The organism is Corallococcus sp. CA053C (assembly GCF_003611675.1).
In the GTDB taxonomy this organism is placed as follows: domain Bacteria; phylum Myxococcota; class Myxococcia; order Myxococcales; family Myxococcaceae; genus Corallococcus.
Map to the genome: position 1 here is coordinate 1 of NZ_RAWA01000178.1, position 18,450 is coordinate 18,450.

Annotated in this window: 16 protein-coding genes and 1 pseudogene; 13 read left to right on the top strand and 4 right to left on the bottom strand. The window is 65.3% G+C overall.

Going from position 1 to position 18,450, the window contains the following annotated elements:
- The first annotated feature begins 217 nt into the window (after positions 1-217).
- From D7V97_RS22730 to D7V97_RS22745, 5 genes are all read left to right on the top strand, one after another.
- Positions 218-1,381, top strand: a complete 1,164-nt coding sequence (locus D7V97_RS22730) for an ATPase, T2SS/T4P/T4SS family (RefSeq protein ID WP_120612757.1) — start codon at positions 218-220, stop codon at positions 1,379-1,381.
- Between the two features lie 87 nt (positions 1,382-1,468).
- A complete protein-coding gene (locus D7V97_RS22735; protein WP_120612758.1) occupies positions 1,469-1,804 on the top strand; it encodes an immunity 53 family protein in 336 nt (111 codons plus the stop codon).
- 51 nt (positions 1,805-1,855) lie between these two features.
- Positions 1,856-2,287, top strand: coding sequence for a hypothetical protein (locus D7V97_RS44215; protein WP_147444930.1), 432 nt, complete (start codon positions 1,856-1,858; stop codon positions 2,285-2,287).
- The gene (locus tag D7V97_RS22740) at positions 2,277-2,558 is read left to right on the top strand and encodes a hypothetical protein (protein WP_120612759.1); all 282 of its coding nucleotides are present in this window, start codon (positions 2,277-2,279) and stop codon (positions 2,556-2,558) included. Before D7V97_RS44215 ends, D7V97_RS22740 begins: the two co-directional genes overlap by 11 nt.
- Positions 2,559-2,572: 14 nt before the next feature.
- Positions 2,573-2,920 carry a hypothetical protein gene (locus D7V97_RS22745; protein ID WP_147444931.1) on the top strand — a complete coding sequence of 116 codons (348 nt, stop codon included), beginning with the start codon at positions 2,573-2,575 and terminating at the stop codon, positions 2,918-2,920.
- Between the two features lie 182 nt (positions 2,921-3,102).
- Here the strand turns inward: D7V97_RS22745 and D7V97_RS22750 are convergent, their stop codons facing one another.
- Together D7V97_RS22750 and D7V97_RS22755 are read right to left on the bottom strand one after the other, a co-directional pair.
- Entirely contained in the window at positions 3,103-3,966 is an 864-nt protein-coding gene (locus tag D7V97_RS22750) for a class I SAM-dependent methyltransferase (RefSeq protein ID WP_120612761.1), read from the bottom strand.
- Positions 3,944-4,372, bottom strand: a complete 429-nt coding sequence (locus D7V97_RS22755; protein WP_120612762.1) for a hypothetical protein — start codon at positions 4,370-4,372, stop codon at positions 3,944-3,946. Before D7V97_RS22755 ends, D7V97_RS22750 begins: the two co-directional genes overlap by 23 nt.
- A gap of 791 nt (positions 4,373-5,163) precedes the next feature.
- Between D7V97_RS22755 and D7V97_RS46805 the strand changes: the two genes are divergently transcribed.
- The 3 genes from D7V97_RS46805 (at position 5,164) to D7V97_RS22770 (ending at position 12,442) form a co-directional block, all read left to right on the top strand.
- A complete protein-coding gene (locus D7V97_RS46805; RefSeq protein WP_368668952.1) occupies positions 5,164-5,808 on the top strand; it encodes a MopE-related protein in 645 nt (214 codons plus the stop codon).
- Between the two features lie 101 nt (positions 5,809-5,909).
- The gene (locus tag D7V97_RS22765; RefSeq protein ID WP_120612764.1) at positions 5,910-12,173 is read left to right on the top strand and encodes an FG-GAP-like repeat-containing protein; all 6,264 of its coding nucleotides are present in this window, start codon (positions 5,910-5,912) and stop codon (positions 12,171-12,173) included.
- A 26-nt stretch (positions 12,174-12,199) separates the two neighbouring features.
- Positions 12,200-12,442 (top strand): hypothetical protein, encoded by a 243-nt coding sequence (locus D7V97_RS22770; protein WP_147444932.1) that lies wholly within the window; start codon positions 12,200-12,202, stop codon positions 12,440-12,442.
- Positions 12,443-12,567: 125 nt separating this feature from the next.
- Here D7V97_RS22770 and D7V97_RS22775 read toward each other — a convergent pair whose 3' ends face one another.
- A complete protein-coding gene (locus D7V97_RS22775) occupies positions 12,568-13,938 on the bottom strand; it encodes a general secretion pathway protein GspE (protein ID WP_120612766.1) in 1,371 nt (456 codons plus the stop codon).
- Positions 13,939-14,086: 148 nt separating this feature from the next.
- On the opposite strand from D7V97_RS22775, the gene D7V97_RS22780 reads away from it, so the two are divergent.
- From D7V97_RS22780 to D7V97_RS22800, 5 genes and pseudogenes are all read left to right on the top strand, one after another.
- Complete coding sequence (locus tag D7V97_RS22780; RefSeq protein ID WP_120612767.1) at positions 14,087-15,058, top strand: SPFH domain-containing protein; 972 nt, start codon at positions 14,087-14,089, stop codon at positions 15,056-15,058.
- Between the two features lie 26 nt (positions 15,059-15,084).
- Complete coding sequence (locus D7V97_RS22785; RefSeq protein ID WP_120612768.1) at positions 15,085-16,005, top strand: NAD+ kinase; 921 nt, start codon at positions 15,085-15,087, stop codon at positions 16,003-16,005.
- 393 nt (positions 16,006-16,398) lie between these two features.
- Positions 16,399-16,821 (top strand): PTS sugar transporter subunit IIA, encoded by a 423-nt coding sequence (locus tag D7V97_RS22790; RefSeq protein ID WP_120612770.1) that lies wholly within the window; start codon positions 16,399-16,401, stop codon positions 16,819-16,821.
- Between the two features lie 33 nt (positions 16,822-16,854).
- Complete coding sequence (locus D7V97_RS22795) at positions 16,855-17,340, top strand: PTS sugar transporter subunit IIB (protein WP_120612769.1); 486 nt, start codon at positions 16,855-16,857, stop codon at positions 17,338-17,340.
- 4 nt (positions 17,341-17,344) lie between these two features.
- Positions 17,345-17,617 (top strand): annotated as a pseudogene (locus D7V97_RS22800) (PTS sugar transporter subunit IIC); the annotation flags it as partial.
- Here the strand turns inward: D7V97_RS22800 and D7V97_RS22805 are convergent.
- The coding region (locus tag D7V97_RS22805) for a serine/threonine-protein kinase (RefSeq protein WP_147444933.1) at positions 17,524-18,450 on the bottom strand (927 nt) is incomplete at its 5' end. The pseudogene D7V97_RS22800 and the gene D7V97_RS22805 overlap by 94 nt on opposite strands.

Below are 18,450 nucleotides of genomic sequence, written 5' to 3' on the forward strand. Positions count from 1 at the left end.
GACGGTGGGCTCGGTGCCGCTGGCCGGTCCCTTCCGGTCCGGGGGGCTGCTCTCGGTGGGCCTCCGCCACAGCCGTCGCAGCGCGTTGGTGAGACGCCTGAACATCAAGCGATGTTACCCAAGCGCCTGCTGGAGGGGATCCCCCATCGTGGGGCTTTCTCGCTCGCCCACAAGGCAGGCTTGCAGCCGGAGCGGGCCGTGCCATCGTCCCCGTCCCATGACGAACCCGAGCCCGAACCCCGTGCTGCCCTCCACGCCGGAAGCCGTGTTCGCCAGCCTGCTGAAGCACCTGGAGGATGCGGGCCGGGCATCGTCGGAAGTGCCCACCTCGCCGAAGACGCCCGAGGCCCTGGCGGCGGCCCTCTTCGGAGTCGCGGCGGGCACGGGCGCGGCGCTGTTCTCCGTGTGGGCGGCGGAGGACCCCGACGAGAACGGTGACGAAGCTGTCACGGAGGACGCGGAGCCGGGGACGCGGATCAACGCGGGCATCACGTTCTTCTTCATCGCGGAGGACGCGCCGGATCGGGTCGGGTTGCTGGGCGCGGAGCGGGTGCCGGTGCGGCAGGCGATGGACTACGCCTTGTATCGCCCGTTGGGGCAGGCCTTGTCGGCGTATGCGAAGCGTGGAGCGGATCCGAAGCTGCCCCTGCGCGGCAACGTGTCGTTCCCCGCGGGCGCGGCGGATCCGGACCTTATGTTCCGAGTGAGCTTCCGGGACGACGACCTGGGGACTTGGACCACGGCGTTGGCGAGGAACCGCGAGACGCGGAAGGCGTTCCCGAGCATCGCGAGCCTGCCGCTCGCCGAGGACGCGAGTGCGTTCCTGGAGAAGTACTTCCGCGAGTTGGACAAGGCGCTGTTCAACGGCCAGTTGGTGCTGCTCACGGGAGTGTCCGGAACGGGCCGCAGCACGACCCTGCGAGCCCTGATGGACGCGCTGCCCGACAACGTGAACGCGCTGGCGGCGGTGGAGGATCCGAAGGGGGGAACGGGTGGCGCCATTGGAATGGTGCGGGTGGGCAAGGAGCTGACGGTGGCGCAGGCGGTGCGGTCGTTCCTGCGGCAGGATCCAGACCTCATCTTCGCGGACGAGGTGCGCACGCTGGAGGACCTGCGAATCCTGTGCAACGGAGCGCTCACGGGCCACGGCACGGTCTGCGTCCTGGAGGCGAAGACTCCGGAGGACGGCTACGCCTGGCTGACGGAGGCGATGCCGGGCCTGCCCCTGCTGCCGCTCATCGTGCACCACACGCGAGACGCGGCAGCGGGCACGTTCGCGATGACGCTCCACGAGACGAAGCCCACGGAAGACGGCACCGCGCAGCAAGTCGTGCCGTGGGCTCCGCCTGGGGGAGCCGGGGTGGGGACGGCGCCACGGTGACGAAGCAGGCCAAGAAGTGGTCCCCACGCCACACGTGAAGGAGGCCGGAGTGAAGGGCGTGCGCCCTGCGAACCCGGACGAACTGCCATGACCTCGCATCGGTCGTCAGATGGATTGGATCTGCTTCATCGCCTACAGGATTGGTACGTTGCTGAATGCAACGGCGACTGGGAGCACTCCTTCGGCGTCAAGATAGACACACTCGATAACCCAGGGTGGATGGTTACGATTGATCTGCTGGAGACGCGCTGGAGCGATCTTGAACTGCCGCGTCAGGTTGTGGAACGTGCTGAACGAGACTGGGTGCAGACTGAAGTCACCAAATCCCAGTTCATTGGTTGCGGCGGTCCACGAAACCTGGGCGAGATTCTCCAGCTGTTCTTTTCGATCATCGATGACCGAGGTCGAGAAGGAACGTCGTAAGGCTCGGAGCGCGCCCGTCCAGCCGCCGCATGGCACCTGGGGAGCCGCACCATGCAAATGCCGCTGCACAAGGTAGGGATCGTGGTTGATCAGGGCTTTGGAGACCGGTTGGCTGATCTGGCTCGCGTCTTCCACGTCTGGGTCGTTGCATCGGGTGCCAACACCCCCGTGATCCAAAGCGTCTGGAAAAGCGCCTTGGTGGATGCCGCGGCCGATCCACTCGCGGTGGGCGTCACGTCATTCGCCGCTGGGGAGGGAGAGTCTCGTGAAGAGACGTGTGCCCGGATCGCCTGGGATGTGGACGAGCACCACAATGAGTCCGCACACGACCCCCCGTGGTCCGAGATCGAGGTCTTCGGGGTCAAGCTGACTGCAGCCCTGCGGGACGTCTTCGAACAACTCGGAGCAACGGCCTGTATTCCAACTCAGGACGGGTTCATCTGTCGGCGCCGTCCTTCCGATTCGGTGCCCAGTGACCCTTGAGCAATTGGAAAGAACCCTCGCGCTGCTCTTCGAACACGCGCGTTCACGGGGGGTGGTCCAAGTCGATCTGGAGACGCGGGATTACTACTGGAACGTGCCCAGCCCCGAGTGGGTGGACACGACCGGGCAGCCCGAGCTGGTGGTCGGCTCATTGCACGACGATGCAGCGGAACTGGAGAAGATGCTGGACGCGCCCGAACGGGCTTCCGCGGTGGACCTCGACAGGGTGGCTGCGATGCTCCGGGCGATATCGGATCAGATTGCATTCTGACGGACGAGGTCGTCATGAGTCTCTTGATCCAGGGCTCCACGCTCTGCTCCATCTGTGGCCAGGTCATTGAGGCGGATGCTCCCGCGGTGGGGCTTCCTGCTTTCGTCTGGAACGAAGCGGATGTGCTCCTCCCGTTCAATGACGCCTCGATGCACCGCATGTGCTTCGAAGCGCATCCGCTGCGAGAGCAGGTGGAGGCCACCATCGAGGAACTCGACCGCAAGACGGGACCTGGACGGCGGAAGTGCGCCGTGTGCGGAAGCGAGGTGCTGGATCCGGACGATTACCTGATGGTGCCCCGGCTCACGGCTGACGTGGCCTCTCCCGCTCATCGCTTCAACTACACGCACCTGCACCGTTAGCATGTCCGAGGATGGCGTGAAGTCGGGGACCTTGAGCGCCTCCTGGAGCAACTCGAAGCTGCGGGAGGCTGGAAGGGGCGTGTGCTTCAGGAGTTGCTCCAGCAACTCCGACAACTGTCGGCATGAACATGCAGGTGCCTGACACCCATGTGCTCAACGTCGGGCCGAGGGCGCTCAGCAGGTCATCCTCGATCATCCTGGCCGGTTGGAAGCAGCAGCGTCGCCGTCAACTGCCGCATGCCCCACCGGCAGGGCACGGTGCCATCCGCACGTCGCAGCGGCTCCACGGCCTGGAGGAACGCGGCTTCGAGCGACGCCTGTGACGACGCAGACAGGCGGTCCGCGTCATACGTCGTGCGGACGGAATCCCAGACCCAGCGAGGCTCCCCATCGCTCTGGACCACAAGGGGGTGCACCGCGACGTCCGTGAACCCAGCGCGGAAGAGTTCCTTCAGTCCCTCTTCCGAACGGACACGCGGGTCGCCCAGCTTCATCGGCGGCTGGGCCTCCGCAGCCAGCAGGGGCTTCAGGAGTCCCAGGAACAGCTCGAACGCCTCGCCCCGCACAAGGTCTCCACCGACGACCACGGACACCGTTCCTCCTGGCTTCAACACGCGCCGGATCTCAGCGAGGACGGTCTCCACGTCATCCATCAGCATGAGCGCCAGGTGGCTCAGCACGACGTCAACACTGGCGTCCTCGAAGGGGAGTGACTGCGCCCGCGCGTGATGCAGGATGGCCGCGCCCCGCAGTCGGGCCTGGGCCGCCGCGAGCTCGTGCTCACTCATGTCGAGCCCCAGCAAGGACAGTCCCGACTGCTGCCGCTTCGCAAGCAGCTCCAGCAGATACCCATCGCCACAAGCCAGATCGAGCACGACCCGCGACCGCGCATCCCGAGGCACGGTCTCCACCAGCAGCGCGTAGGTGGAGGGAAAAGTCTCTTCACCCCGTTGCATGGGCGCGTCCGCGAACCAACGCGAGGTCACCCCCGCGAGGCGACCATGGAAGTCGAGCAGGTATGACTCAGCGCTGGAGCGGGAGGACATGGGCGAGGAGCCTGCCGGAGCGAAGGGGGCAGCGCTTGGACTTCTTCTTCTGTCCCGCGTTCGTGGCCTCGGCGGTGAGGCACAGCACGGAGTACAGGTTCATCGTGTAGACGCTGTTCTCCGGCTCCAGGTCCGCGGCCTTCTGGAAGAACGCGGAGGCGCGGGTGTAATCGCGCTGGTGGTTCAGGACGATCATCCCCATGCGGTTGTAGAGCGGCGCGGGCTGAGGCAGCAGCGCGATGCTTCGCTCCAGCAACGCCTTCACGTACTCGACGGCGGCCGCGTGCGCCTCGCGCCTGCGGAAGTGAAGCTGCAACCAGGCCCCCACTTCCTCCAGCTCCATCGCGAGTCGACCCACCAGCCGAACTTCCGGTGCCTGCGCTTCAACGGCCGAGGGTTGCTGCATGGGAAGTCTTGCTCCTCCCCCTCCTGCTCCTTCAACAGGAGGGCGACTGCGGCCTCTTCCGAACCACAGCTGTAGGACTAAGCACGCGGAGTTCCCATCTGATCACCTGTGAGGCCTGCCCCAGTTCGTCAAGAGGCTGAGCTCGCTCCATGCACCTCGCTGGAACGGGCCTCCTGCCAACTAATGCGTCCTGCGTGGCGGACTCGGGTCCCGCTCCGGAGACTGGTCGCAAGGCCGTCAGCCAGGAGCGGCTGCCACATCCGTTCTGGACACGAAGTTGCAGTGGCCTCCGGAGTCATGGGTGGCCTTTTAGGAAGTGAAGGGGGGCTACCCGCGCCATGTCCATGCGCTCGGGAAATGAATTGTCCAGGCTTGCGAAGGCCGTTCTGAACTCTATGCATACATTGATTCCGAGGGGGCTGTTCCGGGCCGTCGCAGCAGGCACATCTGCGAGGCTGCTATTGATTTTCCTGGCGCTTGGGGCTGCTGCCAGCGATGCCGACGACACTCCATTGAATCAGGTGGACCCCTCTGCCACTTGCGAGACCTGCTGCCCGCGTCCCCCATGTTCGACGCCTCCCCCACCCATGGCGTGCACCTTCACGTCAGGGTTGAACAATGGTTGTTCGGGAATGCGGTATGCCGATGAGCAAGGTGTCTATGGCCCCTGTGAAGTCACGAGTACCAGCAAGCGCGCGTGCAGTTGTGGAGCGACAGGCGCAGGAACCCAGATGTGCCTGGGGAATGGCAGTTTTGGCGTCTGCCGGAGTTCCCAATCGCCCACGCCCGAAATGTGCAATTCGTGTGATGATGACCTTGACGGCATCGTTGACAATATCGCCCCCCAAGGCTGCTCCACGAACAAGCCGGGGGCGTGCTCCACCGGTCGGTTGGCTTGCACCAGCGGAGCATATGTCTGCCAGCAGATCATCTTTCCCAGTCTGGAAACGTGTGATGGCTTAGACAGTGACTGTGATGGCGTGCGCGACGAGGACGAGTTTGGTCGGACCTCTTGCGGTGTTGGAGATTGTTATACTTCAAAATACGCCTGTCAGGGTGGTGCCTGGCAGACCTGCGTTCCCCTGCCGTCCTCTCCAGAAGTCTGTGACGGGCGGGACAACGACTGCGATAGCGTGACTGATGAAGGGCTGGGAACGTTGAGCTGCGGGCAGGGCCAATGTGCGGCATCCGTCCCGGCATGTCGTGATGGCCATCCCCAGGCATGCATCCCGCTTATTCCGGAACCTGAGCGCTGCGATGGTCGAGACAACGACTGCGATCTCGATGTGGACGAAGGTGATGTCTGCCGGTTTGACAACATGTCCTGCGAATGTACGCCAATTCCGCAGGCGGAGGCCTGCGCCAACACCACTTGTGGCGTCGCTCCAGATGGCTGTGGTGGCAATTACAGCTGTGGGTCGTGCCTGATGCTGTGAGCGCCATCTGCTCTTCTGACTCTCTTCATGGACCGCGCGACTCCGCCGGTCGCCCGTGCGTCATTCTCATTAAAACATCGTAGAGCATCTCAGGAATCACTATGAAACGAGTCTCTGCTTACGCGGTGATCTGGATCTATGCCACGCAACTGGTGGCCAGTTGTAGCCCTTTCGTTCCCATCAACGACACAAGTCACCCCATGGCCACCCGGCGCCAGCACATCGGTGATTTCTCGCCCCCTGTCGTCGAGTCCGACACCGTCCTCCAGACCCAGACGAGTTCCCTCAAGGCCGCGGGCTCCACGACGCCTTCAGCATGGGTCACGTCGGTGGGCAGCGCCCGTTACACGTTACCGTTGTGGACGCCCTCAGGGCGGCTGGGCATCGAACCACGGCTGGCGCTGAACTACAGCAGCGACAGCGGCAATGGACTGCTTGGAATGGGTTGGAACCTCTCCGGCCTTTCACGCATCACGCGCTGCCGCAAGACAATGGCCCACGATGGTGCCTCCGACCGGCTCCACTTCGACACGAGCGATCGCTTCTGTCTGGACGGCCAACGGCTGATGGTCGTCTCTGGCACCTACGGTGCCGACGGAACCGAGTATCGCACCGAGAATGACGTCTATGCCCGTGTTGTATCCCTGGGCGTGGGCGCCAATGGACCCGCCACCTTCAAGATGTACACGAAGGATGGCCTGATCCTTACGTTGGGGGGAAGCGGCTCCGCGACCCACCAGCAGCCGATGTTGGAAGGGGGCACGCGCACCTTCGCTTGGGCCCTGTCCCGCGTCGAGGATCGCAGCGGCAACTTCCTCACGGTGACCTACGACATCCCCTCTACCGCAGAGGAGCAGCTGCCGGTGGAGATTCGATACACAGGTTCCTCCGTGGCGGGAGCGCCTCCTGCGCTCGCGAGCGTCTCCTTCCTGTACGAGCCGCGTACGGACGTGGTGACCAGCTTCGCAGGCGGATTCTCCCTGCAGCTTCGGCGTCGGCTGAAGCGAATGGAGGCATGGGGGCCTACCGGGATGGGCCAGACGCGCTCCTTGTTGCGTTCGTACACGCTTGCCTACCGCTACGATGGACTGCCGAACGAACCGAACGGTAGCGCTGCGGGAAGCAGCACGCTGGGCGAAGTGACGGAGTGCGACGGAAGCAATATTTGCCGAAACCCCTTCCATTTCACCTATGCCCCAAGCCTTGATCCCAACGGCTGGGGGAACATATGGAACTACGCGCTGACGACGGATACTCCAAATCCGGGCGCATATGACAACCTTCAGGCTTTCCTCGGTGCCGACGTCAACGCCGATGGACGGGATGACCTCGTCTACCGCAAGCGTGTGGGAACATCGGCCGTGCAATGGTTCGTGCGCTACAGCAATGGCACGGGTTTCGACGCCGAACAGTCTTTGGCATCTCTTCCAGTGCCCCCTTCTGTCGCGGAGTCCACCACCGATGGCCGCTTCACGGACTGGAACGGAGATGGGCTCCAGGACTTCATTGTCTCCACGAACAATGCCCCAACGGGCCAGCGGGTACTTCACCTGCTGAAGAACTGGGGTGATGGCACGTTCAGTCGGGAGGAGCAGCAAGCCGAGCTTGGGACTTCGCTGCGCAGCTTCTGGACCGTGGACTTGAATGGGGACGGACGACTGGACTTGGTACGCCCGACTGGCGGCCCGATGGGTGGCCAGCGCCTGGTTGGACTTGGGTACCGGCTGGGACCCATCAACAGCGGTGTCCCTCTTTCCATGGGCCTCGCACCTCCCAGTTTTCCCGCGTTGACAAAAGCATTCCCGCTCGACCTGGACGGCTCGGGGCGCACGGGCCTGCTCGTTCCCAGGTGGGAGAGCGAACCGGATGATGACGCAGTTCCATACATGAGTGGCAGCAAGTACTGGTTTCTGGGCATGAAGGCGGATGGGAACTCCCTTTGGACGGAGACCTCAATCCCCCGCGAGGAGACGAGCGGACAGAGGCACTTGTTCGTTGACGTCAACCACGATGGTCTGACGGACCTCGTGTCCTATCCTCAGGCTGGCGGCGACGCGACCCTCTCTCTCAACACGGGACTGGGCTTCGTGCCGCAACCCACGCAGAGTTTCCCGGCTGAGGCCAAGGTGGGGCCGGCACTCGAATACCTCAATCCTCCGCCCGAAGGTTGGGGCAACACACGCCATTCCATTGATAATGGTGTGCGCGTCGCTGACATCAATGGTGATGGACTTCAGGACATCGTGCTTTTAGACCAGGGAGCCGCGACCGTTCCTGGCGCCTTCGCGCGGTCCCGGGCCCGGGTGCTTCTGTCGCGCGGGTCCAGCTTTGTTGATACTACGCTCTTCATTCCCATTGGCGCGGTGTCCGCGGATCGAGGGATGTATCGATCGCTGGCGCTTGATGTGAATGGCGATGGGCAGATGGACTTCGTGCAGCCGGATAGCTCCGCCTCTGCACTCAATATCTGGATCCGACAGGGAGTAAAACCCTTCCTGTTGCGGTCAGCGACGGATGCCATGGGCTCACGTGTGGAGTTCGACTACGCGCCTCTCACGAACACGGCCATGTACACGCAAGGGCAGAGTTGCCACTACCCACAGCCCTGCGTGCGTCAGGGCATGTGGCTGGCTTCCGAGATGCGAACCGATGCGGGGCCGGGCCATCCGATGCGCCGCGTTTCCTTCCAGTACGAGGATGCCCGCATGGATGCCATGGGAAAGGGGCTGCTCGGCATTCGCAAGCGCACTGTGACAGACCATGCGTCCGGGTCCATCTCGCGTGAGACGTATGCCCTCGCTCCGCTCGTGGGAACGCGGTATCCGCTGGCACGGCAGCTTCTCAGTCGCACGGTTCGCACCACGCTGTTGGATGGCAGCACCTGGCTCCGTGAAACCGTCGTCACGCCTGCCTACGTCGAACGCACCGCGGCGGATGGAAGTCACTACTTCGCTCTCTACACGGCATCGAAGACCGAGCGTGCTTACGAACTGGGGCTGCCCACGCTGTGGTCCGTGACGCGCACGGTGGAGGATTTCGATGCGGACTTTGGCAATGTGAAGGCGGAAAAGTGGGTGTGGTCGGATGGTTACGTGTCGCGGCGTGACACCACTTACGACAACCGTGTCTCGACATGGCAGGTGGGGTTGCCGATCCGGGTCACGGAGACAGCTACGACTGCTCTGGGGGTGTCTCGTGCACGCAGCCGGAGTTTCACCCATGCCCCGGGTTCGGGCCTGCTCACGGACGAGGTGGTCGAGCCGGACTCGACGGACTCCGACGTCTACCTGGCCAGTCACTACGACTACACGCCGGACGGGATGGGGCTTCGCAGCAGCGTGACGCTGCGGTCCCTGTCCGGAGAGACACGGACCACCTCATACGAGTACGACGCGGCCACGAAAACCACTGTCTCCGCCATCATCAATCCGGCCGGACATCGTCAGATGATGGCCTATCACCCTGGACTGGGTGTGCTGGCTGCGACCGTGGATGCTAATGGAGTGCGCCAACGCTGGCAGTACGACGCTTTTGGCCGTCTGCGCGTCGAGGACAGTCCGACTCTCGCGGATGTTTCGTACGAATACCTGCCGGGCCGTATTCGGACGGTGCGGGCGGGAGGCGGCGAGGAAACGGTTCTCTTGGATTCGTTGGGCCGTGCGTTGACACTGCAGCGCCAGGACTTCGCCGGCAACCAGGTTGAGGAAAACTTCCTCTACGACGCTGCTGGACATCTGGTGGAGGTTCAGCGTCCTTCTCCTTCGGGCGGAACAGCCGTAGCGCGCACGCGCTATCAATACGACGAGATGGGGCGTCTCACTCGACTTACGCAACCGGACGACAGCTTCCATTTACTGACCTATGCGGGGTTGGCCCTCACGGAAACGGATGCGCGGGGCAATGCCACGACGACCGAGCTGGACGGCCGCGGGTGGGTCGTCAAGGTCAGCGAGCCGAACCCGGCGGGTGGTGTGCTCAACACGAGCTTCGAGTACGGCCCTTTTGGCACGGTGATGGGAACCGAATCCGTGGGGCGACACGCCAGCATGGAGTACGACGTGCGGGGCCGGCGTACTCGGTTGGCCGACCCTTCTAACGGCGTATCAGTGACTCGCTACAACGCCTTTGGTGACACGCGCCTCGTAGAGGACGCGGAGGAAGAGCAGCAGGTCTTCCTCCGCGATGCCCTGGGCCGTACCACCAAGGTTGTTACTCCGCTTGGAGAAAACACGTACTCCTGGGACACGGCCGTCAACGGCGTGGGTGCGCTGGCGGGCACAACGAGTGCGGACGGTGTGTCCACCGCCTATGTCTATGACACGCTTGGCCGTCGCAGCCAGGAGACTACCCTGGTTGAGGGTGCCCTCTACGCCTTCGACTACACCTACGATGCGTACAGTCGGCTGGAGACTGTCGCCTATCCGGAAGTCCGAGGGGCCTCACGCCTCCAGGTCCAGTATGGCTATACGCCGCGCGGAGACCTGCTGGACGTGAGGAACGTTGCATCACAGCTTGTCTATTGGCAGGTGGGTGCTCGCATGGCCAGCGGGCATCTGAGCCATGCCGTTCTAGGAAACGGTACGGAGAGCCACTACCGCTATGACAACGTGGGCTCTTTGCGCTTGGTGGAGACGGGGTTGGGGATGTCCAACCTCCAGCGACTGCTCTTCAACTATGACGCGAACGGCAACCTCACCGAACGCAATGACGGCATGGCGGAGTCCACCGAGGACTTTGACTATGACAGCCTGGATCGACTGACCCGCTGGACAGTGTATCAGAACTGCCAGCGCGCCATTTTTGAGTACGGCTTCTCGCCGGACGGCAACCTTACGGACCGCACGACTGTGGAGGGTAGCTCCCCCAGCGAGTCGTATGCCTATGGCCAGAACGGCGCCTCCCCGCACGCCGTTACCCAGGGCCCCCTGGGTTCCTACGGATATGACGCGCGCGGGTTTCGGGTAAGTGCTCCGGGTGGCACCCTCGTGGAGTACACGGTGGCGGGGCTACCCCATCGCATCCAGCGTGGGGCTGAGGAGTTGACCTTCAAGTACGACGCCTTCGATGCGCGCGTGCGCAAGATTCGCTCCAACGGAGAGTCTTCCGTCACGATAGGGGCTGGGTCGTACGAGAAGCAGGTGGAAAGATGGCGGACGCGCCACCTGTTTTCCATCACTGCGGGGGGGCTGCCCGTTGCCCGGGTGACGCTGACCCGGCGGGAGGCAGGCTCGTTCACACAAGACATCGCCTACGTTCACCGCGATCCGCTTGGCAGCGTGGAGTCGCTCTCCGACCAGCAGGGCGCGCTGGTTGCTCGGATGAAGTTCGACCCCTTTGGGCGTCGTGTATTCCCGCAGGCGCTTGCGACGGTCGACCTGCCCAGCGTAGGGAAGGGCCTGCGTGAGGGGTTCACCGGCCATTCACACGACGATGAGTTGGGGCTCATCGACATGAAGGGACGCGTCTATGACCCATCCGTAGGTCGCTTCCTCACGCCGGACCCTTTCGTTCAGGCTCCATTCAGAAGCCAGTCCCACAACCGCTATGCTTATGCGTGGAACAATCCGCTTCGCTACAAGGACCCTAGTGGTTTCGTCAATGATGGGGGGTGCAGCGGAACCCCTGAGGATGGCAGATGCTGGGAGAACGTTAATGTAGGCGGTGACGGAGACGAGCAATCGAATGACTCCACCATCTACGGACCCTACTTCGGCTGGCAGAATGACACCTGGTATGCGACGGGGCCAGATGGTCGAAGACGAGGACCGGGTCGTGGGCCAGGAAGTGTAACGGCGGGCGAACTCGAAGCCATGACGGCGGAGGCGCGTCGAGCGTTTTTCCGGGATGAATCGACTGGGGGACAGGTGCCCGCTAACTTCGGTACAGATGAACTGGACGCTGCCGTGGACGCGGTCGATGACCAATACCTTCTAGGGATGGCGGGAGTCGTTGGTGTTTTGGGCTATGCCCCGGGGGTAGGGGGCGGCAAGGCGTATCAGGCTACCGCCAGAGTTCCGCTTACTCTTAATCGGGTGGCTGAAGCTGTGGTTCCCAAGATTGTCAAGGGTTCGAATGCGGAAATGGCAAAGCAGGCTATCCGCCATGTGATGGCGCTTGAGGGCACAGCAGCGCAGAAAGCAAATCTTTTTGAGAAGTTTGCCCAACAGATCAATAAGTTGAGTGGTGGCTCTTGGGGGGCGAGTCGCTCACTAGGGGCTGACGGAGCTCATATCTTCATGGGTACTGCCGCCGAGGTTCTGGTAATAAGCCCTGGAGGCCAAATCTATAGAGGAACTGTCAGTGCCCTGAGTCCTGCTGCCAACGGATTTGCGGTTGAATATAATGCGATGAGGTTGTTGCAATGACAGATGCTGCGGAGTCCCGGTATTGGGTGAACTATGAGGCCGGAATGGAGCTTGCTCAGTCCTTTGCTGGAGATATCGGACTCTCACAGTTCGTCATGCGTGCTGTGACGCTTACGATGAATCATTGTCTGAGTGGTAAGCCTCCTCCGGCCACGCCGCTCGATTTGCGCTTCTTCGTGCAGATGATGGCAGCTCTTTACGAACAGAGGAATGCGCTCGCGCGCATCTTCGAAGGGGAGGATCTGCGGGCATGGGCAGATGACGATTAGCGGGTGCTCCTTCACTTTGTTGAGTGCATTGGCGCTGGCCAGGCTGTCTCCCGTAAAGGGAGTGGTGATGAGCTTGGTTCAAGGCTGTGTGTTGAAGTGTCCTGTGGCCAGCATGCGAATGCACTTCATCTCCGGGGCTTCTTCTGTCCCGCGTTCGTGGCCTCGGCGGTGAGGCACAGCACGGAGTACAGGTTCATCGTGTAGACGCTGTTCTCCGGCTCCAGGTCCGCGGCCTTCTGGAAGAACGCGGAGGCGCGGGTGTAATCGCGCTGGTGGTTCAGGACGATCATCCCCATGCGGTTGTAGAGCGGCGCGGGCTGGGGCAGCAGCGCGATGCCGCGCTCCAACAGGTCCAGCGCCTCCGCCATCTTCCCCGCGCGCTCCAGCCGGACGACACGCTGGAGCACCTCCTCGCGGGGGTCCTCGGCCCTGAGCGCTGCCGCAGCCGTGGGAGGAGGTGCCGTCAGCGCCGCGCTCAACGTCACGGACGGCAGGGGCGCCGGGGGCCGTGCTGCTCCCCGGACCGCCTGCGCGGTCGGAGCCACCGGCGCTGGAACCGCCGCGACCTCACCCCGGGCCTCCACCTCCGCGGAAGCCAGCGTGCCCACCAACTGCGTCACCCCACGCTCCGACAGCGACTCGAACAGCGCGCGCAGCTCCACCTCCGTGACCTGCGTGATGAGCGCCATCTCCGCGAGCGTCGTCCGCCCGTCCACGAACGACAGCACGTACGCCTCGAACGGACTGAGCGGCTGGTTCGCGAGGCCCAGGCCCGCCGTGATGACCGGCCGCACCGGCGCTCCCCCGGTCCGAGCCTTCGCCTGGAACGACACCACCCGCGTCTCCTCCTGTTGCGGAGGCCGGGGCGTCCCGCGCGCCCCCGTCTGTTCCGGCTGCGTCAGCAGCGCCCGCACCAGCGACACGTTGTCCCGGGGCGGCAGGTCCTCCACGCTCCGCACGAGCAGCAGCTCGCAGCGCGCGCACTGGAAGTCCCCCGGCTTGCTCGCCGCGCCACAGTGCGGGCACAGGTGGTCCTCCGGCGGGTGCTCGAAGGCGTGCGGATCCGCGTAGTAGTGCTTGCGGATGGCCGCGCGGATGGACCTGCGCAGCGCCACGAACGGCAACACCTGCGCGACGCCCACCGTCCTCGCGATCTCCTCCAGGGCCCGCTGACGCTGTGGCTCGGAGATGGCCACGTACAGCACGTCCTGTGCCAGGCGCAGCGGCATGAAGTCGAACCCCTCCGCCAGCCGCACCGGCACCCGCTCCACCAGCGCCGCGTCCACCTTCGCCTGCGCCAGCTTCTCCGTGGACACGAAGCGCGTCTTCAACTCCTGCGCGAGCAGCCGCAACACCGGCGTCTCGTCCACGCCCAGCCGCACCAGGCACTCGCCCAGCTTCTGCCCCGTCTCCTGCTGCCGCGCGAGCGCCCGGGACAACAGCTCCGGCGTCAACACCCCGTCCAGGACCAACTGCTCCCCGAGTTTGCGCGTCATGCCCCCGATTCAAGGCCGCCCACGCCCGCACGTCCACCTGCATCCGACCCGTGAACCCTCTTTCCACATTCCGTGTTGCAAATGTGTACGAACGACACCAAGATGGTGTTAGAAATACACGAACAGGACGCAATGAGGGGGAGCACCGATGTTCTTCGGATACATGAAGTCGACGCCGACCACGTACGTGATGCAGTTCCGGGACGGAGAGGTGGTCCGCGAGGGAGCGGGCCTGTCCTTCCTGTACTGGAAGCCCGCGACGACGCTGGTGTCGGTGCCGCTGTCGAGCGCGGACGTGCCGTTCGCCTTCAATGAAGTCACCCGCGACTTCCAGCCGGTGACGCTGCAGGGACAGCTCACCTACCGGGTCGAGGAGCCGCGCAAGCTGGCGGGACTCCTGGACTACTCGGTGACGCCGTCGGGGCGCTACCGCTCGGAGGACCCGGAGAAGCTCGCGGACCGGCTGGTGCAGGCCGCGCAGGTGCGGGCCCGCGCGGTGGTGCAGTCGCTGGGGCTGCGCGAGGTGTTGGTGCACTCGGACGCGCTGGAGTCCAAGGTGCTGGCCGCGCTCGCGGAGGCCGAAGCCGTGAAGGCGCTGGGCGTGCAGGTGATGGCCTTCTCCGTGCTCTCCATCCAGCCCACGCCGGAGATGGCGCGCGCCCTGGAGGCCGGCGCGCGCGAGGGCCTCCAGCGGGAAGCGGATGAAGCCATCTACGCCCGCCGCAACGCGGCCGTGGAGCAGGAGCGGCGCATCAAGGAGAGCGAGCTGGCCACGGAGCTCGTGGTGGAGGAGCGCCAGCGCCAGATTCGCGAGGCGAAGATGTCCGCGGACATCGCGGTGGAAGAACAGCGCTCGGCCCTTATGGAGCGCTGGGCCGAGAACGAGCGCCAGGCCGCTGACGCGCGCGCATACACCCTGGAGAAGACGCTCGCGCCCGTGAAGGGCATGGACTGGAAGACGTTGATGGCCACGTCCGTGAACGGCGGCGACCCCGCGCTCAACATCGCCCTGGCCTTCCGCGAGATGGGCGAGAACGCCGGGCGCATCGGCGAGCTCAACGTGTCCCCGGACCTGCTGCGCTCGCTCCTGTCGAACACCAACGCCAACGCCAAGCGCTGAAGCCCTGAACCGGGGAGAGGCACGTCATGTTCGAGAAGGTGGTGCTCGTCACCCGCAAGACGCGGCTGTCGGAGCTGGTGGTGCGCTTCAACACGAAGAAGCAGGCGAAGTTCTACGTGGAGCGCGCCGGCCAGGACTTCACGGGCTTCGAGGCGGAGGACGACACCTACCGCCGCGCGGTGGACGCCCTTCGCGCGCAGCTGGACGTGGGCCTGCCGGTGCAGCAGGTGGACCGCTCGCTCGTGCCCACCTTCCTCTTCACCGGCAAGGAGCTGGTGGTGGCGGTGGGACAGGACGGGCTCGTGGCCAACGTGGCCAAGTACGTGGGCGCCCAACCGCTCGTGGGCGTCAACCCGGACCCTGAACGCTTCGACGGCGTGCTCCTGCCCTTCCTCCCCGCGAAGGCCCGGGGCGCGGTGCTGCGCGTGCTGGAGGGCAAGGCGAACTTCCGCCACGTGCAGCTCGCGGAGGCGCGGCTGGGGGACGGCCAGCGGCTGCTCGCCTTCAACGACCTCTTCATCGGCGCGCGCACGCACGTCTCCGCCCGCTATCAGGTGCGCTACGGCGGCCGGGAAGAGGCGCAGTCGTCCAGCGGCGTGCTGGTGTCCACCGGCGCGGGCTCCAGCGGGTGGCTGTCCTCCGTGTTCGCCCTGGCGCGCGCCCTCACGCAGCAGACGGGTGGGGTGCCGGGACAGCCGTGGCAGCTCGGGTGGGAGGACGCGCGGCTGGCCTTCGTCGTGCGCGAGCCCTTCGTCAGCCGCCACTCCAGCGCGGACATCATCGGCGGCTTCGTCACCGCGAAGGACGAACTGGTGCTCGAATCGCGGATGCCCCAGGGCGGCGTCATCTTCAGCGACGGCATGGAGGAGGACTTCCTCACCTTTGGCGCGGGCGCCACCGCGCGCATCCGGCCGGCCGAGCAGCGGGCCCGGCTGGTCATGCCCTGAAGGGCACCCGACGCGACAGGTCCCGCCCTGCTACAGCCTGCTGAGTGCCCTTCGACCCGCATCGCTCCCGGGTGGCGTATCACCGGGCTCGGCCGCCTTCCTACCCGGCGAGCGGGGACGGTCGCCTCGTCCCGGAGGGCACGCATCGTCCCGGGGCGCCGCGCATCTCTTCAGGTGTGGGGGGAGCGCGCCCGTCCCCCCGTCCGGCAGACGACATCGTGTCTCTTCCCCGGACCTGAAATTCCAGGCATGGTGAGCGCAGTCGCCTTACCTTCAAGTCGAAGTGGTTGGGGTAGTGGTCCCAGGTGCAGGCGGAAAACTTCGCCGGAGTTGCGTGACGTCGTTGATGGGCGTAGGAACGCAAAATCTCCGGGGGGTTGGTCAGGGGTGATCATGGTCGGCCTCGTCATCGCATCGCATGGACGTCTCGCGGATGAGCTCGTCTCTACCGCCGAGCAGATCGTGGGCAAGCTGCCCGCGGTGGCGACTTGCAACATCGAGCCGGGGGCCCCTGTCGAGGACCTGCGCGCCAAGATGAAGCTGGCCGTGAAGACCGTGGACGAAGGGGACGGCGTCATCATCATGGCCGACCTCTTTGGAGGTACGCCCTGTAAGGAATCGCTGATGATGTGTCAGCGGATGAATCTGGAAGTCCTGGCCGGCGTCAATCTGCCCATGCTGCTGAAGGCCAACTCGCTCCGTTCGGAGCAGATGGACCTGTCGGACATGGCCAACCAGCTGGCGTCGTACGGCCAGCGCAACATCACCTGTGCGTCCGCCCTGCTTCGCGAGGCCCAGCAGCAGCCGCGAACTTGACGGACCCGCGCGGGTCGGCGATTCGAGACTGCCGTGATCACCCTGGTCCGCGTCGACAACCGCCTCATCCACGGCCAGGTCGTCGAGGCCTGGCTTCCCCACCTCAAGGTGTCCCGCGTCGTGGTGGCGGATGATGAGGCGGCCTCCAGTCCCCTCATTCGCGCCGCCATGGCGCTCGCCGTCCAGAGCGCCATCGAGGTGCTCATCCTTCCCCTCGCCCAGGTGGACTTCGCCGCCCTCTCCAAGGACGGCGTCCGCACCCTGGTGCTGCTGAGGGACGTCGCTTCGGTGCCGTTCGCCTTCCAGCACGGGCTGGTGATGGACCAGCTCAACCTGGGCAACGTGCACTTCGGCACCGGCCGCCGGCAGGTGTCGCCGTCCGTCTTCCTGGCGGAGGGCGAGCTGCAGGCCCTCCAGCAGCTCTCCGAGCAGGGCGTGCGCGTGGAGGCGCGCGCGGTGCCCGCGGAGAAGTCCGTGGACCTGCCCGACCTGACCGAGCGCTGGTCGAAGGCCGGGTGAGCCGGTGAACGTCGGCTGGACCCAGGTGGCGCTCGCGTGTCTCTGGGGCGGCATGGTGGCCGTGGAGCGCAAGGCGTTCCTGCAGGCCATGCTGTCCCGGCCCCTGGTCGCCGCCACGTTCATGGGCGCGCTCCTGGGCGACGTGGGCAGCGGCCTGTCCGTGGGCATGCTCCTGGAGCTGTTCTATCTGGGCACCGCCAACCTGGGCGCCTCCCTGCCGGAGAACGACACGCTGGCGGCCACCGGCACCACCGCCGCCGCCGCCACGGCGGCGGCGCGCGCCGCCACCGGGTTGCGCCGCGCCCACTTCGTGGCGCGGTAGGCGAGCGTCGGCGGCCGCGCCAGCACCGGCTCGCTGCGCTGGAAGCGGCCGAGGTCCTCGGCGAACGCGAGCGCCGAGGGGTAGCGCGCGGCCGGTTCCCTCTGCATCGCCCACGCGGCCACGAGCGCCAGCTCGCGGGGGACCGCGGCGCCGAGGGCCGGCGGCTCATCGGCGAGGATGCGGCGGAGCAGGATCGCCGGCTCGGAGCGCCCCGACGCCTTGGCGAGCCCGTGGAACGGCGGGTGCCCGGCGAGCACCGCGTAGAGGGTGGCGCCGAGCGCATAGACGTCGGCGCGGAAGTCCACCGGGCCCGCGCTGGCGAGCTGCTCGGGCGCCATGTACTCGAGCGTGCCCGCCGGAAAGCCGGAGTGGGTGAGCCCGCCCTCCTCGCCGCGGGCGAGGCCGAAGTCACCGAGCCTCGCCAGCGGCACGCCCGGCCCTTCCTCCACCAGCACGTTGTCGGGCTTCACGTCGCGGTGCACGAGCCCCTGGCGATGGGCGGCGTCGAGCCCGAGGGCCGCCTGGCGCACCAGCTCCACCCGGGTGGCGAGCGTGAGGCCCGCGGCGAGGTCCGCGAGCGTCTTGCCCTCGACGAGCTGGAGCACGAGGCACGCGCGGCCCTCCAGCGAGCCGACCGCGTGCACACGGACCACGTTCTCATGCTCCACTCGCGCCTGCAGCCGCGCCTCGAGGACGAGCCGCTCGGTCTCGCGCGGGTCGTCGCCGCGCAGGAACTTCACCGCCACCGCGCGCTCGAGCGTGGAGTCGAAGGCGCGGTGGACCTGGCC